Source organism: Pseudomonadota bacterium, from assembly GCA_039714795.1.
Lineage (GTDB): Bacteria > Pseudomonadota > Alphaproteobacteria > JAGOMX01 > JAGOMX01 > JBDLIP01.
The window spans coordinates 1-18,933 of sequence record JBDLIP010000026.1 but is presented as its reverse complement, the minus strand read 5'-3'; the positions used below and the strand labels follow the sequence as shown (position 1 = coordinate 18,933).

Below are 18,933 nucleotides of genomic sequence, written 5' to 3'. Positions count from 1 at the left end.
AAGATACTCTGTGTATAGCTGGTGGGTAGGTAGACGTATAAAAAACAAGATTGGCCATTATACCATATAAAAAGTCGAATTTTACCTTCTCATCTGCAGATACCTATAGTTAAGTTTTTATTAAAATCCAAGATACTTTAGGGAATACGACTAACCCAGTCCCGAAACATTAACATCTTGTATTATAGGAAATCTTTTTTCGAAATAAGGGGGTTTTTAGGGTTTTAGGGGTTCAGGCCGTTGAACTTGGGCCAAGGCTTGCATCTTACGGCTGGTCCATATATGACGGCCGCGTTGGTTTCACTGAACAGCCCTGTATACCGCATGAAATCCTTTGACAAAACGGGTAATTTATGGCTTTCTAGTAAGAGATTTAAGCATAAGAGAGACACAAGATATGAAAGTTATTAACTCACTGAAGTCGGCCAAAAGTCGTGACAAAGCGTGTCGTGTTGTGCGCAGACGTGGCCGTTTATATGTCATTAACAAGAAAAATCCACGTTTTAAAGCCCGTCAGGGTTAACTGATACCCGTGCAAATTAAAGTGTTGGGTTTTTGACGAACCCACAATTTGAAAGGTGATGGGTATATTTAGAAATTTGTACAAAGGAGATTAATATATGGCTCGCGTCACAGTTGAAGATTGCATCATTCAAATTCCAAATCGTTTCAATCTTGTGGTCTTAGCGGCTCAAAGGGCACGGCAAATCTACTCAGGATCTCCCTTGACCATTGATCGTGGTGACGATAAGTTTCCCGTACTAGCTTTGCGTGAGATTGCAGGCAGCAGTGTGACTCTTAGTGATTTAAACGCGTCCATGGTCCAAAGCTTTAGAACCCAGGTGGTTTTGGACGAGACGGAACAGAAAATGGCTGATACCCTTTCTAGGGAAAAATCGGGATCAAAACGAGATCTCGAAATTGGAAGAAGCTCAGTGGTTGAAGAAAAAGTTGTTGTGTCTGAAGCCGATGCGCAAGAGAAAAAATTAGCTGCAGAGTTCGAGGCCGAAATTGCTCGTGAAGCTGAGGGTAGGGGTAAGGGTAAATCGGGCACTAAATACAAGCCAGCTAAAGCAAAATCTGAATCAGCCCCCTCTGAATCAACCCACAAGGACCCTGCATCTTAAACACCGCCTCTACTCTCGTGAAATCAAAACCTCTTGTAGGACTAGACGTTCACAAAGAATCAATAGCTATTACTGTAGCAGAAGAAGGAAGAAAAGGCACCATAAAATCATTAGGAAACTACAAGAATGATAGCTTGGCAATCAAGAATCTGATCAAGAAGTTATTACAACAATATGATTCTCTATACTTCTGTTATGAAGCTGGTCCCTGTGGCTATGGCATATTTCGACTGATTACGCAAATGGGTTATGATTGCGAAGTTGTAGCCCCATCACTTATTCCCAAGAAGGCTGGAGACAGAGTAAAAACTGATAGGCGTGATGCTCAAGATCTAGCACCTGAATTCCCGGATTTTGTAACTATGTTGGAAGCTCGATTTCAAATCTTTCCATTATGTGCCGTTGCAACGGAGTAGTTTCAGTGAATAGTTGTCCATAACGATTAGAATAAGTAACTTTTGTTAACGTTTCCATTTCCTCCATTACTTCTCTTGTTGTTAAGTATCTTAGCTTGTCGTCAGTCTGGATTATATTGCGTATAGAACTGATGTATACGAGAGCAAGAAATTGGAGGAACAGCCTACAGTCCATAGCTGCTGCCGTATGAACTCGTAGCCGTTTCTTATCAAGGTGATTTTTCAGATCATCAAAGCTATTTTCTACCACATCTTTGGTGCGATATACGCTCAAGGCTTCACTGGCAGTTTTTATTTTATTAGACAAGATACAGAAAAAACCGCTGTAACGTTTGCGATATTTTTGAATTTCTGCATCATTGAAGGTTATTTTTAGACCGCGCTTTGGAGTATCTTTTACAATGAGATAACGACGATATAAATCTTCGTGTTTTTTTGACGGCATTTCCAGCCAGCAATTCGTTCCTATATGCTATTAGCTTGCGTGTAAAGCGATCGAACTCCTGTGCTGCATGCTCCGCGTTGTAGTAAATGTGTAGATATGCTCTATGATTATCTTTCCCCCACTTGTGCAATTCTGTAACCGCATAAAGCGCTTCATCTTTTTCTATCGTTAAGTAGTGCGCGGGGGAGGCTATATTTTCACAGTGTTGGTCCATGTATTTTTCGACCCACTTACGACCGGCAGGAATAGCGGCTGTGAATTTGTGTCGTCGCCGATAAAGCTCGTCGATATTTGTTACGCTATAGAATCCCCTATCTAGAACGAAGTGCATGCCATCAGCACCCAAAAAATCTAAGGCCTTGACGGTCGTCTTTAATGTGGCCACATCGCTAATGTTACCGGGCATCCTACGATAGTAAGCTGGTAGATGACTTTTTTGCCCAAACAACATGGCCAGGTTGATTTGTTCAAGAGAGTCATTATCACGGTTGTAGCCAAAGTGAGTGTACTCATTATGTCTGGCATAAGGTGATACTGAGGTAATGTCGTAACACAGATAATCGTCTTCAAGAATGTGCTCTAGCCACAGTGAAAGAAAATGTTGCCTCTCATCTTCGGATACTTCCTGCAGTAGTTCGCTTATTCGCTGATTGGCGATTGGTTCAGCAAAAGGATGTAGACAAGATGTGCTCCATGATTCAGCTCTGGATAGAGCAGTACCCTTATGTAATATAAAGTAGACAAGGCTTAGCATAAGTTTCCACTTGTCATCGAAACACTTTTTTAGGAGTTTGTCTATTCCATGCTTATTGGTTATCTGCTCAAGGAGCATATAAGGACCTGCAACCCTAGAAACAGCAGTTACGCCGGGCGATGAAGTAGCTCGTTCTACAACAGTCTTGCGTCTGCGTTTAGAGGGAATGATCTCCCCAGTCTCTGGATCGATCTTACCCAAGCAAACCTGCTTGTTTCTTGGGCTCTTCTTTTCTTTGTCCCAATAACTTTTTTCTATTGAATAAACGTAAGTGACTCCTGTCTTTTTATTATTACGATAACTTATCTTGCCCATTGGTATTCCTACTTTTCTTCAAAACATAGTTACATGCCCTATTTGTAACTATGTTTTGAAGAAAAGTCAACCCTTCTGAGGCCGGAAAAGTCTTGTTTTTAAAAAGGTTGCGACGATAATTAAGAAAAAATAGTTACAAAATTCGGGAATTCAGGGTACTACCCTGGAAAAAGGAGAGTGGCAACGGTGTAGCTGAGAAAAAAATCTGTAGTGACTGAAAGGGCATTTTTTGAAAAAGAAATCCTTATTTAACAACGGTTTGGCGACTTCGTCCACTGAACTTGGGTTAAGAGCAATTTGCTTTCCGAAGCTGATATTTCTTTTGTCCGTCATAGAAAAGCTGCACACACTTCTTTCCTTTTCGAAATTTCAGTTTGTTATTCTGGGGCAAGTTATCATATTCAATTGGCACGACAATATTTCCTGATTTATCAATGGCCCCCCAACGGCCACCAACATATGTTGGATAACAGTCTTGATTCCAATATATCTTACATCTTTTAGGCTGCATAGGTTCTGCGTAACAACCATGACATACAACACTTATAGGGGCGTCATAGCTAAATGGCCCAGCAAAGTCGAATTGAGGAGCAATCACAGTTTTTCCTTTTTTGTTAGCAAAACCCATTTTTCTAAGGTGGATGATTCTAGTGAGTCCTGATACATAATAATCTGCACCGTTATCATGCCAAAGGGCTTGATGAACAATATTGCCTTTTGTGTTAATTCGGTACCATTCATTCCATTCATACCGAACATCACTCAATCCATTTTTTGAAAAGGGTCTAACCACTGCAAACTTAGCGGGTATTTTTATATTTCCCTGGGTATCTTTAAAACCAAACAACCCCGTGCGTTTATCCTCAAACTTAATCAGATTAGCAGACCGATCATCTAAAGTGTAAAGAGTTTCACTTGGTGCGTCGATCCATTGCACTGGCTTGAATGAATTTGGTTTTGTTTCCAAAGATTTTCCCTCAAAGGGTAAAAGCAGGGCAAAGCTGGTCAATAGAATACGTGCAGAAAATTTCATGGTAATCATCATTAAACGGCTCCAACTTAAGGTCGTGAGTATTGTGAAAAGCGCCTCTGGTTGCCGTAGAATTGGATTTTTAAAAAAGCAATCAAATGCGAAGTGACACAATGAGCATACTTACCATACGCCCAATGTCTAGTCACGCAAAATTCATTGATTTCTTATACTTCATCTCCAACCTTGTCACCGGATGGCTTTGTTCGGCAGGGTGAAAATCCCCCCGTTTTGGATATGATTATCCTACTTTTTCCCCTCTCCTTTCTGAATCTTTCCACAACTATTAGTATAACATGTTAAATATGTTTGATAAATTAAAAATGCTCTACGTATTATTTTTCTGACACAGCCAAAATTTTTTCACCATCGGATCTAAGGTTTCCTTGAGGATCGACGTGGCGATATAGAGTTTGTCGTGTCACTCCAATTTCTTTGCAAAGATCAGCGACATTGGTTTTAGGTTTACCCATAGCGGCTGTGGCTAAACCGGGGTAAGCCAGTAAACATGTCACGGATATACATAGGGAAGTCAAAATTACCACTCAGACCTTATTGTTTAAGGCCTTCAGAAAATTTAAGGTTCTGTCGCATCTGTGATAAAAATCATGAAAATAGGCCAATGTCTGAAATTTCTTGGCTCTAAAAGCCGCATAAAATAAGGATTTTGTTTTTTCATAAATTTGCCAAAAAGGAAATTTTTTGCAGATGCGACAGAGCCGTTGATTTCCTGTTGCGGGCCAAGAGGGATAAAGTGGCAGCCAAAGCCTTTTCCAAGAGAGCCATCAAAAACAATGGCAGACCTGAGAAAATCAATGTTGAATAAGAGTGGAAGCAACAAGTCAGCTTTAGATTCCCTCAACGAAGAAGCTTCTAAAGTTGATGAATTTGAAATTCGACAGAACAAGTATCTCAATAATATTGTTGAGCAAGACCATAGATTTGTAAAAAAAACGAACGCGTCCAACATTAGGATTTAAAAACTTTTACTCCGCTTGGGCAACAATTAAAGGAATTGAAAACATAAGAATTAAACAAAAAGGGTAAACAACAGGTTACGACTCTAAATTATCAACATTCCATAATTTCATGGCTCTGATGGCGTAGCTTGTCCAGGGGAATCTCGTTTTTAGAAATTTCACGGGCACCCCCAACAGATGCGACAGAACCCTACACCTTTTTTCTCGCTTGTTTTTGCGAGTAAAAGGATGCGCTTTTTTTATCCTTAGCAACCCCTAAACAACAACAACATGGAAATAAGTGGCTCCCGTGTCGCATGGGGTGGATCCATTAATTGTCGCAGATGGCGCAGGGGTGGCTCCATTACGTGGCGCTCGACATTTTGCCTGTGGTAGCCATTAGGTGGGTGCTCACACTCCATAGCAGCAAACCCTTTGTTCTAAACGATTTTTCCTTAAGTTAGTGCCATTGGGGTTGGGGTGAGCCGGTTTTACTCAAAATTTATACTTTCCCCTTACGATAAATCATACAATCGCAATTTCATTTGAAAAATATGACTAAGTTCCCAAAGCTTCATCCCGTGAGTCAAATCAAGAGGTTCCTGCTGAAGACAGCTAAATCTGTTGGAATATTGTTGGGTGTTGCATCCTCTAGGTGCGGCTCTTGGTTCTGGCGACCCAACAAAACACCAGTGATTTTGCAAATAGAAATGTCAGATTCTGGTGCCGCATGCTTGGCCATTATTTTAGCATATTATGGTAAATACATTTCCCTCGAAGAAGCCCGAGATGTGTCTGGAATTTCACGCAATGGTGGCGAAGCCATTAATGTGTTGCTTGCTGCACGTTACTACGGACTCGATGCTCAGGGCATACAAGTACAAGATATAAAGTCTGTTGAAAAAATAAAAGAACCTTGTATCGCGTTTTGGGAATTCAACCATTATGTCATTGTCGAGCATATCTGCAAGGACAAGGTCTACATTAATGATCCTGCATTGGGGCCAAGGGCATTAAGTCTAGATGATTTTTCCCATTCTTTTACCGGGATTATTATTTCCCTCAAGCCAGGAAAAAAGTTTAAGAAAGGGGGACTGCCTCTGTCTACCTTTAAAATGTTAAAACAACGCATTGCTCACCAGAAAATTCCGTTAACTTTTATTTGTTTGACAACTATTGCTCTTGCTCTTCCAGGAATTATTACTCCAGGATTTTCAAAAATCTTTGTTGATAATGTTTTGATTGGCGGTATTGAAGAATGGTTTGTTCCTCTTGCTTTGGTTATTCTGGGAGCCACACTACTTGAGGCTAGTTTGACGTGGGTCCAGCAAATACATTTATTGCGCCTCCATTTACAAGTGATGGCTTCTCAATCTTGTCGATTATTGTGGCATATTATTCATCTCCCAATGGCTTTCTTCTCTCAACGATATGCTGGAGATATTCAAACATATATGCTTGCTAACTACAAAATAGCTTCGATATTATCTGGGCAGCTTTCCTCGAGCATTGCTAATATTAGCGTATTATTTGCCTTGGTACTGGTTATGCTTTTGCTAAATATTCACCTAACAGTTGTTGTTGTAACAATTGGCATCCTCAATATGTTACTGTTATTTATAATTGCGGAAAAAATTCGATACATGAACCAACTTTTCTTGCAAGAACAAGGCGAGCTGACTGGTTTAATCATGAATGGAATCCATATCATTGAAACTCTTAAAGCTACAGTCACTGAAGATCAGTGCTTCTTGAAATGGGTCGGTATGCATGCCCAAACTATCAATGCACAGCAAAAAATATATTTTTATAATCAAGCACTCGTCATTATGCCAACTTTATTTTCCGGTATTACCACAGTAACAGTTTTATGTTGGGGCAGTTGGAAAATCATGCATGGGGATTTGACAATTGGAACATTGCTTGCATTTCAAATGTTAAGCAAACGATTCCACGCTCCCGTAGCCACACTTGTAGGAATGTCAGGAAGTATCCAAAAAATTCGCGGGGATCTTTTAAGGCTTACTGATATACTGCATCAGCCCTTGGATAAACAGGTTGTGGAGACCTCATCTGTACCAGTCCCTTACCCTCTTAGAAAATTGACAGGAGAAATTACCTTACGTCAAATAAATTTCGGCTATAAAAAACTTGAAGCCCCCTTTATCAAAGACTTTAACGTTCAGATTGAACCTGGTCAGCATGTGGCCATTGTCGGCGCTTCAGGAAGCGGTAAATCCACAATCGCTAAGCTTATTACTGGGCTTTACGCACCATGGTCGGGTGAGATTCTCTTTGATGGCCAGCCTATGAATACAATTTCCAGAGAGGTTTTAGTCAATTCCTTATCATTGGTTGATCGAGAGAATCATATTTATGAGGGCACTTTGCGAGATAACCTCACCCTTTGGGATCCAAAGGTTCCCGAAAAAGACATTCACAAAGCCTTGAAACTTGCTTGCATTGAAGAAGAAGTATACACACATGGGAAACTTGAAAAGCTAATGCTTGAAAATGGGGCGAATTACAGTGGCGGACAGCGACAATGTCTAGAGATTGCACGGGCACTCATTACCCATCCCAGGATCTTAATATTAGATGAGGCCACAACAGCGCTCGATACTTTAAAAGAGAAGCAAATTTTTCAAAACCTTAAAGCAATAAATTGTACTCTTGTTATTATTGCCCACCGTATCAGTACCATTCGTAATTGTGATAATATTTTGGTTATAGACCAAGGCAGCATTCTTGAACAAGGAACCCATGAGCAGCTCATAAAGAAAAAGGGAGCATACAAGAAAATGCAAAATTTAGAAATGGAGCTTTAAATGGAACAATATGATGCCTTAAAACTCCCAGATGAAGCGATTAAAAAAGTTATTTCTATTTTTGAAAAAGATACAGCCAAGTTTCCAACCGCAGCACAAGGAGAGGGTGCAGTTTTTGCCGTCTGTAATTACGTTGCAAAATATATGCAGATTACCCTAGAACACCCGACCGTCAAAATTGAAGATCTACCTTTTTTAGCAAAAGTCGAAACCATTGCAAAAGCTTCTCAGGTTCGCATGCGGCAGGTAATGTTACAAGGAAAATGGTGGGAGTTTGACGCAGGCCCCATTGTGGCAACCCAACGCAAGGATGGGACTCCATGTGCTTTAATCCCCGATAAACACAAGGGATATCAATTAATCTCCAGCCAAAATCCTAAACCGCAAAATGTCACAGCAGAGCTGGCCAAAACACTAAACCGCATGGGATGTATTTTCTACCGCCCCTTTCCAGATACCAAAGTTACTTTAAAGAAAGTCCTGTCATTTGGGCTGCTACACCAATGGAGTGATGTTTTGCATTTGTTTTCTCTGCAAGCAACCATCAGCCTAATTGGGCTGATCATTCCCGTTGCCAGTGGGATTATAATAGACACAGTGATTCCGACAGCCAATTTTAATTTATTGGGTCATTTTGTGATTGCTCTAACCGTGATGATTTTTGCCATTACGAGTTTTAAAATTGCCCAAGTCATTGCCACCATGCGATTAAAATTAAAAAGCAACCTAGAGATACAATCAGCAGTTTGGGATCGTGCTTTAAGGTTACCCTTAAGTTTTTTCCGCAATTTCACTGCTGGTGATTTAGCCATTCGTTTGGGAGGAATTGACGATATACAGCAAAAATTAACTGGTCCATATCTGTCAACAATAATTAGTGGGATTTTTTCTCTTTTTGCCCTTGCCCTCATGTTTTTTTATGATGCGAAAATAGGAACTTTTGTATCTATGTTGGCTTTTATTGGTGCAATTATTTCTTTGTTTTACCTCTATATCCAAGTTAATTATCAGCGTCACCTGCTAAAGCTTATGGGGGAAAGTGCAAATTTAGTATATCAATTTATCACCGGAATTGCAAAATTACGTGCCCATGCGAAGGAATCTCGAGCGTTTTTAAAATGGTCAGAAAAGTATGCTCATATTGCCAAGGCATTTAAAGATTCTCAGACCCTGACCATTGGAATGGTTGTCTTCCAATCCCTTTTCCGAGGAATATTTCTAGTTCTCTTTTTTACAATGGTAGTACGTCGCATTGGAACTTTATCACTGGGGTCATTTGTGGCACTTAATGCCGCAGTTGCACTTTTCATTACGGCTTTTACAGAAATGTTTGTAGCCCTAGAACAGATACTAAAGGTTATCCCGCTTTACGAGCGGATTCAGCCGATTCTTCTTGCTGAACCAGAGATAAAGCGTACGGGTCTTAATCCAGGTCAACTTGAAGGAGATATTAGCCTTCGCAATCTCAGTTTTTACTATAATACCGGTGACCCTTTCGTCTTTACGGATTTTAATATTGAAATCAAGCAAGGACAATTTGTGGCACTTGTTGGGCCAAGTGGTTCTGGCAAATCAACTTTATTCCGCCTTCTCTTGGGATTTGAATCACCCCTGGAAGGTAAAATTCGTTATGATGGGAAGAATTTGGCTATGTTAAACATCCAAAAACTTCGTCAACAAATAGGCGTAGTTCTGCAAAATTGTGAACTGATGCCAGGTACAATTCTGGAAAATATTTTAGGCGGCAATAGTAATTTGGACCTAAAGGATGCTTGGTATGCTGCAAAATTGGCGAGTATTGATCAATATATTGAAACACTTCCTATGGGGATGCATACGTTGGTCAGTGAAGGTGGTAGCACATTTTCCATGGGGCAGCGTCAACGTTTTATGCTCGCTCGAGCCCTTGTGAATAGACCGCGAATTTTGTTTCTTGACGAGGCCACGAGCGCACTTGACAATACGACTCAACGCCGCGTCCAAGATAATTTAGAACAGTTATCGGTGACGCAAGTTGTAGCAGCACATCGACTTTCTACGATTGTTCATGCAGATTGTATCTATGTGTTGAATGAAAAAGGAAGAATTGTCCAACAGGGAACTTGCCCTGAACTCCTCAAGCAAAAAGGTCTGTTCCTTGAGTTAATACAAGCACAGATACCCTAAAATCAAAAGACACAAACAGGATTGGAAACTTGGCAGAAAAAAAGACGGAGACTTCATCACTTCAGTTTCGGGAAGAGGCCCTCGATAATGTAGGATTTTCAGATACCGATCATATGATCAAGATTATCACAGCAAAATCTTGGATTACTTTGACTACTTTGGGAGCAATTGTTATTGCCACACTAATCTGGGGTTTTTGGGGAACCGTTACCATTTGGGTAGAAGGAAACGGTATTCTTTTACCCGAAAAAGGTAGTCTTTACAATGCAGTTGCATCCACCGGGCCAGCACACATTGCAAAAATTAATGTGGGTGTGAATCAACAGGTTAAGGAAAATGAGATCCTTGCCACCCTTGAAACCCCGGAGCTTGCAAATCAAATTACTATTACCCAAAAATATGTTGTAGGACTGCGTGCTCAGTTTGAAGAGCTCAAACGTACTGCCCTGTTAGAAATTAATGATCGAAAGGAAACCCTTAAAAAACAAAATCAGCTTACAGAGCGAATTCTGGCAATTGAAAAAGAAAATTTAAAAAGCGTTGAAGAGCTATTAGCTATGCGCAAAGAGTTCCTGAAGAAGAAACTTACAACGAATCAGCAATACCAATCAACTTTAATGCGATACTATGACATTAAAAATACTATCGAACGCACACAGTCGCAACTGCTCCAAAATGAATTAGATGCTGAAAATTTTATCGATCTTTGGAAAGAGCGCATCAAATCCTTCAGCGCTAAAGTTAAGGAAGAGGAGTTAGAGCTAGAGACTCTAACCGAGAAACTCAAACTCTCACAATTTGTACGTAGCCCAATTACAGGTGTTGTAATTGGCATTCAAAGAAGCGTAGGGGATCTTATTCAGGAAGGTGAAGTCTTATTAACCATTGCAACTTCAGGTAAAGCTATTGATGCAGTCATTTATTTAGCTCCAAAAGATGGTAAACGCGTTCAAGCTGGCATGGGAGCTCTTGCGGTACCAACTACCATTAAAAAAGAAGAATATGGTAGCATTACCGGGAAGGTTACCGATGTCACTCCGTTTCCTGTCACGCCTCAAAGCATGCAAACCATTCTGCAAAATGAGGATCTGGTAAAACGGTTTTCACGCAAAGGTGCACCCATCGCTGTTTGGGTACGCCTTGAAGAAAATCCTGAGACATTTAGCCAACTCAATTGGACTTCGTCAGCAGGCCCAAATCAAGAAATAACACCAGGCACGATAATGGATGCACGTATCATCGTCCGAACGCAAAACCCATTTTCTCTTGTGATTCCTGCTTTGAAAAAAATCATTGAGCCATAGGCTTACGGATCAGCTTAAGGTTGTTGTAGTCATGGTTATAAACGGTTCCGGTATACTTCAACGTTCAGTCATCGCAACATTCATTCCGCGGTGGATCGGCTTGAGCAGGTATTCCAAAACAGTTTTCTTGCCGGTCATAATATCAATTGAGGCCATCATTCCCGGGATAATCGGGAGCTTTTCCCCTCTCCGTCCTGTGAGGTGATTCTTATCAGTTTTGAGGCGCACGCGGAAGAAATCGTTTCCTTCTTCATCCTTAATTGCGTCAGCACTGATATCGACAAGTTTACCATCGAGTCCGCCGAAAATGGCAAAATCATAAGCTGTGATTTTGATGACAGCTGGCATTCCTGGGCGGAGGAAGGCAACATCTGCGGGGCGTATTTGGGCTTCAATTAAAAGTGTATCTTCAATAGGAACAATTGCAATTAAATCCTGTCCTGGTTGCACTACTCCACCAATGGTATGAACCATCAGCTCTTTGATGATTCCTTTGACAGGGCTACGGACATCTGTACGCTGTAGCTTATCACTTTCGGCTGTTAGGGAATCGCGCATTTCTGACAAACGGCGTTCTGCCTCTCTCAGTTCACGCAAGTCTTCGTTGTGCATGGTGATTCCAACCTGCATCAGTCTTTGTTGAGCGCCTTCTAGAGCGGCTTGAGCTCTTATGATATTAACTTTTGTCGACTCAAGATTGGCTTTAATATCATTGACTTCTCGCCTGAGCCTGAGGACATCGACTTTTGCAACAATTCCTTGTTTGGCAAGTGGAGCTGTAATATTAAGCTCTTCTTCAGCGAGTTTGTGTTGCTCTTCAAGACCAGTAGCTCTTCCCTGTAGCTCTAAAAGTTCTTGTTGCCTTTGAGCGATTTCCTGTTTTGCAATCTCTTTTTCGTTGGTCATACGCTGTTGGGTAGCTTGGTATCTTTCCGTTTCCTTAATTGCAATTGCTGGTGCTTTTTCTTCAACAACTTGAGGAACGACAAACGGTTTGTTTTCGGTTTGAGCTCTAAGGCGCGTCACGCTTGCAAATGCTCTATAAAACAGCATTTCTGTCTCTTCATAACGTGATTGTGCAACAGTATTATCAATAGTGAGTAAAAGCTGACCTGCTTCAACCGACTGTCCAGATTTTATCAAGATCTTTCTAACAATTCCCCCTTCAAGATGGTCAATCATTTTAATCTGGCTACTTGGAATGACACGTCCATCACCTCTGGTCACTTCATCAAGAGAAGCCCAATTGGCCCATATCAAGGCAATGACAAAAAATCCAAGAATGCTAAAGAGTAGAATAGGAGCGAATTGGGATGGACGCCTTTGATATGCAGCTGATAGGGGCGGCATGTACTCAACATCATCTTGCTTTTCTTGATTTTGAAGTCCTAGAGTCTCTTGTAGGGTAGACTCAAGATTTTCCTTTGAGGTATTTTTTTTTTCCGTAGTTTGGGGATTTTGCTTTTGACTCATAGCTAACCTGCACTGTTAATTTGTGAGCCACTCAAGGCCTTTAATACGTCATCTCTTGGGCCATCAGCTACGATTTTGCCATCATCTGTGACAATAAGCCGGTTGACGTGCGTCAGAAGAGACATTTTGTGTGTTACAAGGATCATTGTTTTATGCCCTAAAGCGTCTTTTAACCTTGCTACAAAACGCATTTCAGCTGCATGATCCATCATGGCTGTAGGTTCATCGAATAGAAGAATGGATGGGTCCCTGACCAGTGCTCGAGCTACGGCTATTGATTGACGTTGGCCACCTGAAACATTACGGCCACCTTCTCCCACGGGAAGATCATACCCCTGTGGGTGTCGTCGTACAAAATTGTCAACTCCAGCAATTGTCGCAGCCCTTAAGATGGCTGCATCGTCTACTTCTCCAGTGCCCATGGCAATATTGTCGCGTACACTTCCAAAGAAAAGAAAAATATCTTGGGGAATATATCCAATGCTAGCACGAAGCTCTGCTGGATCAAGTTGGCGCGTGTCTGCTCCATCAATAAGGACGGAACCTTCTTCAGGAAAATAAAGTCCTAAAATCATTTTCTCGATTGTTGTTTTGCCAGATCCAATGCGTCCAATCACACCGACTTTTTCTCCTGGTTCTATGGTGAACGAGACGTCATTCAGGGCGCTGATTTTTTGGTCTGGATACCTAAATGAAACGTTTTTAAATTCTATTTTTCCTTGAAATTTGGGTCGATGCAAAAATGTGGCATTTTCAGGCCGTTCAACTGGCATTTGGATGATTTGGTCCAAGGCCTTTAATGCGGTCATCGATTGACTAAACCGTGTTAGCAAGCTAACCACTTGGGCAAGGGGGGCAAGTGTGCGTCCTGATAGGATACTACAGGCGATGAGCCCCCCCATGGTTAATTCATTTTTGGTGATCAGATACACACCAACTATGATGACGCTAACGGTGGAGAGGTTGATTATAAACGTTGTAAAATTGATAGCTCCCATAGAGATAAAGCGCGTAGCGTTGCTGGACCCGGCTGATTGGCTAACAAAATTTTCCCAGTTTTTTTGAATTTTTCCCTCAACTCCAAGACTTTTGATTGTTTCCATACCATTGATGGCCTCAACCAAAAGAGCGTGCTTTTGGGCTCCCTCGCGAAATGTTTTTCTCACCCAAGACCTTAGGGGGAACTGTAGCAAAAATGACGCAGTCATAACGATGGGAACAGCTATGAGGGGAACATACGCAATAGGTCCGCCTATCATCCAAATCACAGATATGAATAGGAAGACAAAAGGTAGATCGATCAGAGCCACAAGAGTCATGGAAGAGAAAAATTCTCGAAGGGTTTCGAATTCTCTTAATTGATTGGCAAAACTGCCACTTGATTGGGGGCGAGAAGCCATCTGGATACCCATCACTTGTTCAAACAAACGACTTGCTAAAATAATATCAGCGTTCTTTCCAGCCGAGTCCACAAAATATCCCCGTAGGGTTCTGAGCAACAAGTCGAAAAGAAAAACGATTCCCACACCAATGGCAAGCACCCATAGGGTTTCTGTAGCATTGTTGGGGACAACGCGATCATAGACGTTCATTGTAAACAGGGGGCTGGCAATTGCGAATATGTTAACAAGAATTGCAGCGAGCGCTACTTGAGAATAGATCGGCCAGAACTCCATTAAAGTTCCCCAGAACCAAGACTTTGGCCGCTTTACTGCAATGTCAGAAGAGCGTGTGTCATACTGGTAAAGGGCAGTGACAAATAACGTTATGCCTACGTATATTTTCTTTAGGTCATCTAAAAGGATTTTACGTATTCCTCGCCCCATTTCAGGAAAGATAACTTCTGCTTCTTGATCATCGACACTTACGAGAATGCAAGCTTTGTTGCCTTGCAAAAGCAGGACGCATGGCAAAGTAAACTTAGAAATATGGCTTAATTGTTTGCGAACAATTTTGGCATTGAGTCCTGCCCTTGAGGCTGCACGTGTGAATAGTTCAGGAGTCAGTAAATCGTTGACGAGGGGAAGCCCGGCCTTTAAAGATGTAGTCGACATGGGTCGATCTTTCATACTGCAAATAATTTCCAGACATCCAAGCAAGGGATCATCCGGTTGTGCTGTCGTATCCTGCCATTGATCAAAGATATTTGGGCCCATAACGTTATGTTCACTTTTTTCAGATTGCTTGGAAGCCTCAGTATCAGATTTTGCTTTATCCTTGGACTGTTGCTTTGTTTTTTGCGCCATTTTGACGGTTCTCACTTGAATTTATGCCTGGTAACTAGATTATGCTGGACAAATAGTTAAAAATTTAATAAATTCCTCTGGAGATCGATATCCTTAGGAGTGTCCTCAAGGATTTTTGGTGAGATTGTAAAGTTTTCAACGTTAAATGGAGAAACGACAATAATGCGTACAATGAATCATCTGATAGCTTTTTGTTCGAGGAACCTCTTCAGTGCTGCTGGGTTAATTCTATACTTTTCGGTTGGAGCCTGGGCTGCAGAGCAGGGGCAAGACACCACCGAGGCAGGTGCGACTCTCGAACACTACGGTGCCTTAGAGGATAAACCCGGAATGTTTCCAGTGGATGCGATTGCTGAGACTTTGCGGACCAATCCTGAGATTTTTGCTGACAAATCTGCCTGGCTTTCAGAAAAGCATGGGATCTCTCGAGCAGAGGCTGGATATTTCCCCGTGGTTGACGTGCGGGTCAACGGTGGATTTGAGTACACCCGTGAGAATTTTGGACGGAGTGATTGTCGTAGAGTGAGGGGTAAATGTCGTGAAGATAAAACAATTAACACCCCTTCAGTCAATGCCCGTCAGCCTCTCTTTGATGGATTTAGGGCTTCAACAGATGTCGCTAGAGCTCAGCGAGAAACAGATCAGGCCGTTAGGAAAGTAGCGGAGACCCAAGAGCTTGTATCCTTTAGAGCAGTGAATGCCTTCATTGATGTTCGGCGCTTTCAGCGGCTGCTAAGGCTTGCAATTGCTAATGCTAAGGCGCATCGTCAGATCCTTGCCAAGGTAAATGCCCTGATTAAAGGCGGGAAGGCGACAATTGCTGACCGTGCAACGGTTATGTCACGGCTTGCAGATGCAGAATCTGCTGTTGTTGATATTGAAGGAGACTTAGGCTCAGCAGTGGCTCGATTTATTGATGTAGTGGGACAGACCCCAGATCGGCTTCAGCGGTCAACCATTGCAGATGGTATTTTACCTACAACTGTGCCTGATGCTTTAAGGATTGCAGAAGAGCAGAACCGTTCTCTCCTTTTGGCTAAATCAACTGTTGAAGTTGCAAAAGCCGAACTTGACACCACACAGGTTCCATTCTGGCCGACTCTCGATGTTGAGCTTGACGCAAGGCGTGATGAAAATACAGAAGGCCGTGAAGGTCACGAGACGAGTGCAACTGCTTTGCTTGTTCTGCGGTATAATATCTTTAATGGTGGTGCTGATCTGGCCCGCAGAAAAGAAATCGCAGAACGGGTTGCGGAAAATCGACATCGTGAGGCTTCGGCTCTACGTACTTCTGGGCGTGAAGTCCGGGTGTCTTGGGCTGAAATGAAGAGTGCTATGCGTCAATCAGAGGCTTTACGCGCTTCTGTTGAGCAAAAGGAAAAAGTTATCCGGGCGTATGAAAAGCAATTCGATTTGGGCACACGTAGTTTGCTCGACCTGTTAGATGCTTGGAACGAATTCTTCCTTGCAAAGGGCTCTCTCATTACCGTTGACGCTACAACAGATTTGACAGGATATCGCTTACTTGCTGCTATGGGTACGTTGCTTTCAGCTCACAATTTGGCTGTGCCCATAGAAGCTGCTGCTCCTTCAATGGATGTAGAAGAGGGACGGGTGGAGATGGCCCCGATTTCTGACACGCAAGAAATGGTAACACAATCACGTCCAGATCCCATAGAGGTGCAACCTGAAGTTAAGTTGGATTCAGCACCAAAGGTTGGTGCAGGAACTGCTAGAAGCGGTACTAAATCACGCCCTGTTGCTCAACGAACGGTATCATCTAAGCAGAGTGCGGCAAAGGGTTATACGTATGATGATTCTGCCGTTGGTCATGGGATTCGTTTAGAAGGTGCGTTAATCTCTGGGGAGTCTGTCACCTACGATAACTAAAGTGTGCAGAAAAGTCTTGCCATTCCCTCGGTAGTCGTCCCGGATCGTATGCCTTTGACGCCCAAATCGTAAGCTTTTAGAATCTAATCCTTTTCAAGGCTTAGTTCTAAAAGCAACGTTTGGGATGACGACCCGTAGGCAGAAAGACCTCTTATCCAAAACTCAGGTTATACTGAAGTGAAATCAAAACCTCTGTTTCCTGATACGCTCGAAGTGCTCATTTACAATTGTAAACTGCGCGCTTCTCGCTATCATTAAACTAGAGGTTTTGATTTCACGAGAGTATAGTTACCTTTTTTCTTTATCCTGCTCGTTTAAAAAATCATCAGCAAGTTCAGGAGCACGAATAAGGCGAGGGATTTCATCAATTGCTTGGATTTCCTCATGTGTTGGGGAATCCTTTTGCGATTCAAGAGCTTTGAATTTGCGAGCGCCTGGCAGGACGCGTTGTTCTAGGCTGCCGATGGTATCATTATAGGATTTAATAGCTGCCCCTAAATCACGTCCTAGTTTTCGCATATGTTTTCCAAGGCTGGAGATCCTTTTATAAAGATCGCACCCCAGATCAATAATTTCTTGGGCATTTTCGGCCAAATTTTCTTGCCGCCAGCCGTAGGCGACGGCATGCAGGAGCGCAATTAGGGTCGACGGAGTTGTCAGGATAACTTTTTTTTCAATTCCAGTTTGAATAAGGCTTGGGTCACTTTCCAGTGCTGCACTGAAAAAAGTTTCTCCTGGTAGGAATAAAACGACAAATTCAGGAGAAGAATCTGTAGGAAGCTTTTCCCAATATGCCTTACTGCTAAGAGCCAAGATGTGGCTTCTAACATGTTTGGCGTGATCTTGCAGATGCCTTTTGCGTTCCTGCTCATTTTTTGCCTCCAGTGCCTTGAGGTAGGCATCCAAGGGCGTCTTTGCATCTACGATAATGTTCTTGCTGCCGGGAAGTTGTACAATCATGTCTGGGCGTAACGTATTGCCCTCTGTACTGATACTTGCTTGCTCAATGAAATCACAATGGCTACTGAGACCGGTAATTTCCACAACGCGCTTGAGCTGCATTTCCCCCCACCTGCCTCTTACATTAGGCGTACGCAGCGCATTGACGAGGTTTGCCGTTTCAGTTCTTAGCTCTTTTTGACTGGAGACCAGATCGTTCACCTGATGTTTTAAGACTTCATAAGCTCCCACCCGTGCCTTTTCAAGATCTTGCAGTTTGTGATTCACTTGCCCCAAGGTTTCGTTAACCGGATTTAAGAGTTGCCCAATTGCCTTTTCCCTTGATTGTAGATCAGTTTTGGCACTTTCTTGGAATTTAGACAGGGTCGATTGGGCCAGCTCGAGGAACGAGCGGTTATTGACAGCCAGTGCATCAGCGCTCAAGGCCTTAAATGCATTAGAAAGTTTGTTTTCGGCTTGCTCAAGCAGGGAAACTTTCTCACGGATATTGCTGCGTTCGTGTTGTAATTCAAGAGAAAGGGTTGTTTTTTCCTGTTGCAACCCAGCAAGTTGATCCTGTAGTTGGGAATTTTTTTCTTCGAGATCTGGAATTCTTTGGACCTGCGCATTGGCTATGGCAGCTTTCTGCAGCTCATGATTGATCTGTTTTTGGTATCGATAAAATAGCAGGCTACCTATTGCGGTACCGCAGCTTAAACCGAGAAGAGCTGAGAGAGGGTCAAGGGAGAACATGGGGTACCTTTCTTAACGTGCGAAAATTCGAGAGTTAATTTTCAACCGGATAATTTTGCGTATTTAATTTATGCATTTTAGAGACAAGCGTGCGATCTGCAAAGATTATTTTTTGGTATCCTCTCCATATATCCGGGTAAATCTGAATTTCCAGATTCTAAAACATTGGTTTTAAGCGGTAAATTTTTTTTGGCTCTTTTGCGTTTTGAGTGGGTAAGGAGATTTTTTCCTAATCAGAAAATTCGATGCTAACTACCTTCAGTTAAGTAAAAAAACAGCAATGGTCAA

General features: G+C 42.2%; 11 protein-coding genes and 3 pseudogenes. 8 read left to right on the top strand and 6 right to left on the bottom strand.

Going from position 1 to position 18,933, the window contains the following annotated elements; all coding sequences use genetic code 11:
• The first annotated feature begins 397 nt into the window (after window positions 1-397).
• From ykgO to ABFQ95_03345, 3 genes and pseudogenes are all read left to right on the top strand, one after another.
• Entirely contained in the window at window positions 398-523 is a 126-nt protein-coding gene (gene ykgO, locus ABFQ95_03355) for a type B 50S ribosomal protein L36 (GenBank protein ID MEN8236564.1), read from the top strand.
• A gap of 97 nt (window positions 524-620) precedes the next feature.
• Window positions 621-1,127 (top strand): DNA-directed RNA polymerase subunit omega, encoded by a 507-nt coding sequence (gene rpoZ, locus ABFQ95_03350; protein MEN8236563.1) that lies wholly within the window; start codon window positions 621-623, stop codon window positions 1,125-1,127.
• Window positions 1,128-1,306: 179 nt separating this feature from the next.
• A pseudogene (locus ABFQ95_03345) lies at window positions 1,307-1,465 on the top strand (IS110 family transposase).
• 434 nt (window positions 1,466-1,899) lie between these two features.
• Here ABFQ95_03345 and ABFQ95_03340 read toward each other — a convergent pair.
• The 3 genes and pseudogenes from ABFQ95_03340 to ABFQ95_03330 all read right to left on the bottom strand — a co-directional run bounded on the left by ABFQ95_03340 (window position 1,900) and on the right by ABFQ95_03330 (window position 4,575).
• A complete protein-coding gene (locus tag ABFQ95_03340; protein MEN8236562.1) occupies window positions 1,900-3,057 on the bottom strand; it encodes a transposase in 1,158 nt (385 codons plus the stop codon).
• A gap of 286 nt (window positions 3,058-3,343) precedes the next feature.
• Window positions 3,344-4,024 carry a WG repeat-containing protein gene (locus ABFQ95_03335; protein MEN8236561.1) on the bottom strand — a complete coding sequence of 227 codons (681 nt, stop codon included), beginning with the start codon at window positions 4,022-4,024 and terminating at the stop codon, window positions 3,344-3,346.
• Between the two features lie 398 nt (window positions 4,025-4,422).
• Window positions 4,423-4,575, bottom strand: a pseudogene (locus ABFQ95_03330) (recombinase family protein).
• Between the two features lie 233 nt (window positions 4,576-4,808).
• On the opposite strand from ABFQ95_03330, the pseudogene ABFQ95_03325 reads away from it, so the two are divergent.
• The 4 genes and pseudogenes from ABFQ95_03325 (at window position 4,809) to ABFQ95_03310 (ending at window position 11,344) form a co-directional block, all read left to right on the top strand.
• Window positions 4,809-5,074: pseudogene (locus ABFQ95_03325) on the top strand (DDE-type integrase/transposase/recombinase).
• A gap of 526 nt (window positions 5,075-5,600) precedes the next feature.
• Window positions 5,601-7,874: an NHLP family bacteriocin export ABC transporter peptidase/permease/ATPase subunit gene (locus tag ABFQ95_03320; GenBank protein ID MEN8236560.1), complete on the top strand. Its 2,274-nt coding sequence runs from the start codon at window positions 5,601-5,603 to the stop codon at window positions 7,872-7,874.
• The gene (locus tag ABFQ95_03315) at window positions 7,875-10,040 is read left to right on the top strand and encodes an NHLP bacteriocin export ABC transporter permease/ATPase subunit (protein ID MEN8236559.1); all 2,166 of its coding nucleotides are present in this window, start codon (window positions 7,875-7,877) and stop codon (window positions 10,038-10,040) included.
• A gap of 29 nt (window positions 10,041-10,069) precedes the next feature.
• A complete protein-coding gene (locus ABFQ95_03310) occupies window positions 10,070-11,344 on the top strand; it encodes an NHLP bacteriocin system secretion protein (protein ID MEN8236558.1) in 1,275 nt (424 codons plus the stop codon).
• A gap of 57 nt (window positions 11,345-11,401) precedes the next feature.
• On the opposite strand, the gene ABFQ95_03305 is transcribed toward ABFQ95_03310, so the two are convergent.
• Complete coding sequence (locus ABFQ95_03305) at window positions 11,402-12,817, bottom strand: HlyD family type I secretion periplasmic adaptor subunit (protein MEN8236557.1); 1,416 nt, start codon at window positions 12,815-12,817, stop codon at window positions 11,402-11,404.
• Window positions 12,818-12,819: 2 nt separating this feature from the next.
• Complete coding sequence (locus ABFQ95_03300) at window positions 12,820-15,063, bottom strand: type I secretion system permease/ATPase (protein MEN8236556.1); 2,244 nt, start codon at window positions 15,061-15,063, stop codon at window positions 12,820-12,822.
• A gap of 162 nt (window positions 15,064-15,225) precedes the next feature.
• Here ABFQ95_03300 and ABFQ95_03295 point away from each other — a divergent pair, with 162 nt between their 5' ends.
• Window positions 15,226-16,953, top strand: a complete 1,728-nt coding sequence (locus ABFQ95_03295; protein ID MEN8236555.1) for a TolC family outer membrane protein — start codon at window positions 15,226-15,228, stop codon at window positions 16,951-16,953.
• A gap of 288 nt (window positions 16,954-17,241) precedes the next feature.
• Here the strand turns inward: ABFQ95_03295 and rmuC are convergent, their stop codons facing one another.
• Window positions 17,242-18,645, bottom strand: a complete 1,404-nt coding sequence (gene rmuC, locus ABFQ95_03290) for a DNA recombination protein RmuC (protein MEN8236554.1) — start codon at window positions 18,643-18,645, stop codon at window positions 17,242-17,244.
• Window positions 18,646-18,933 lie beyond the last annotated feature (288 nt).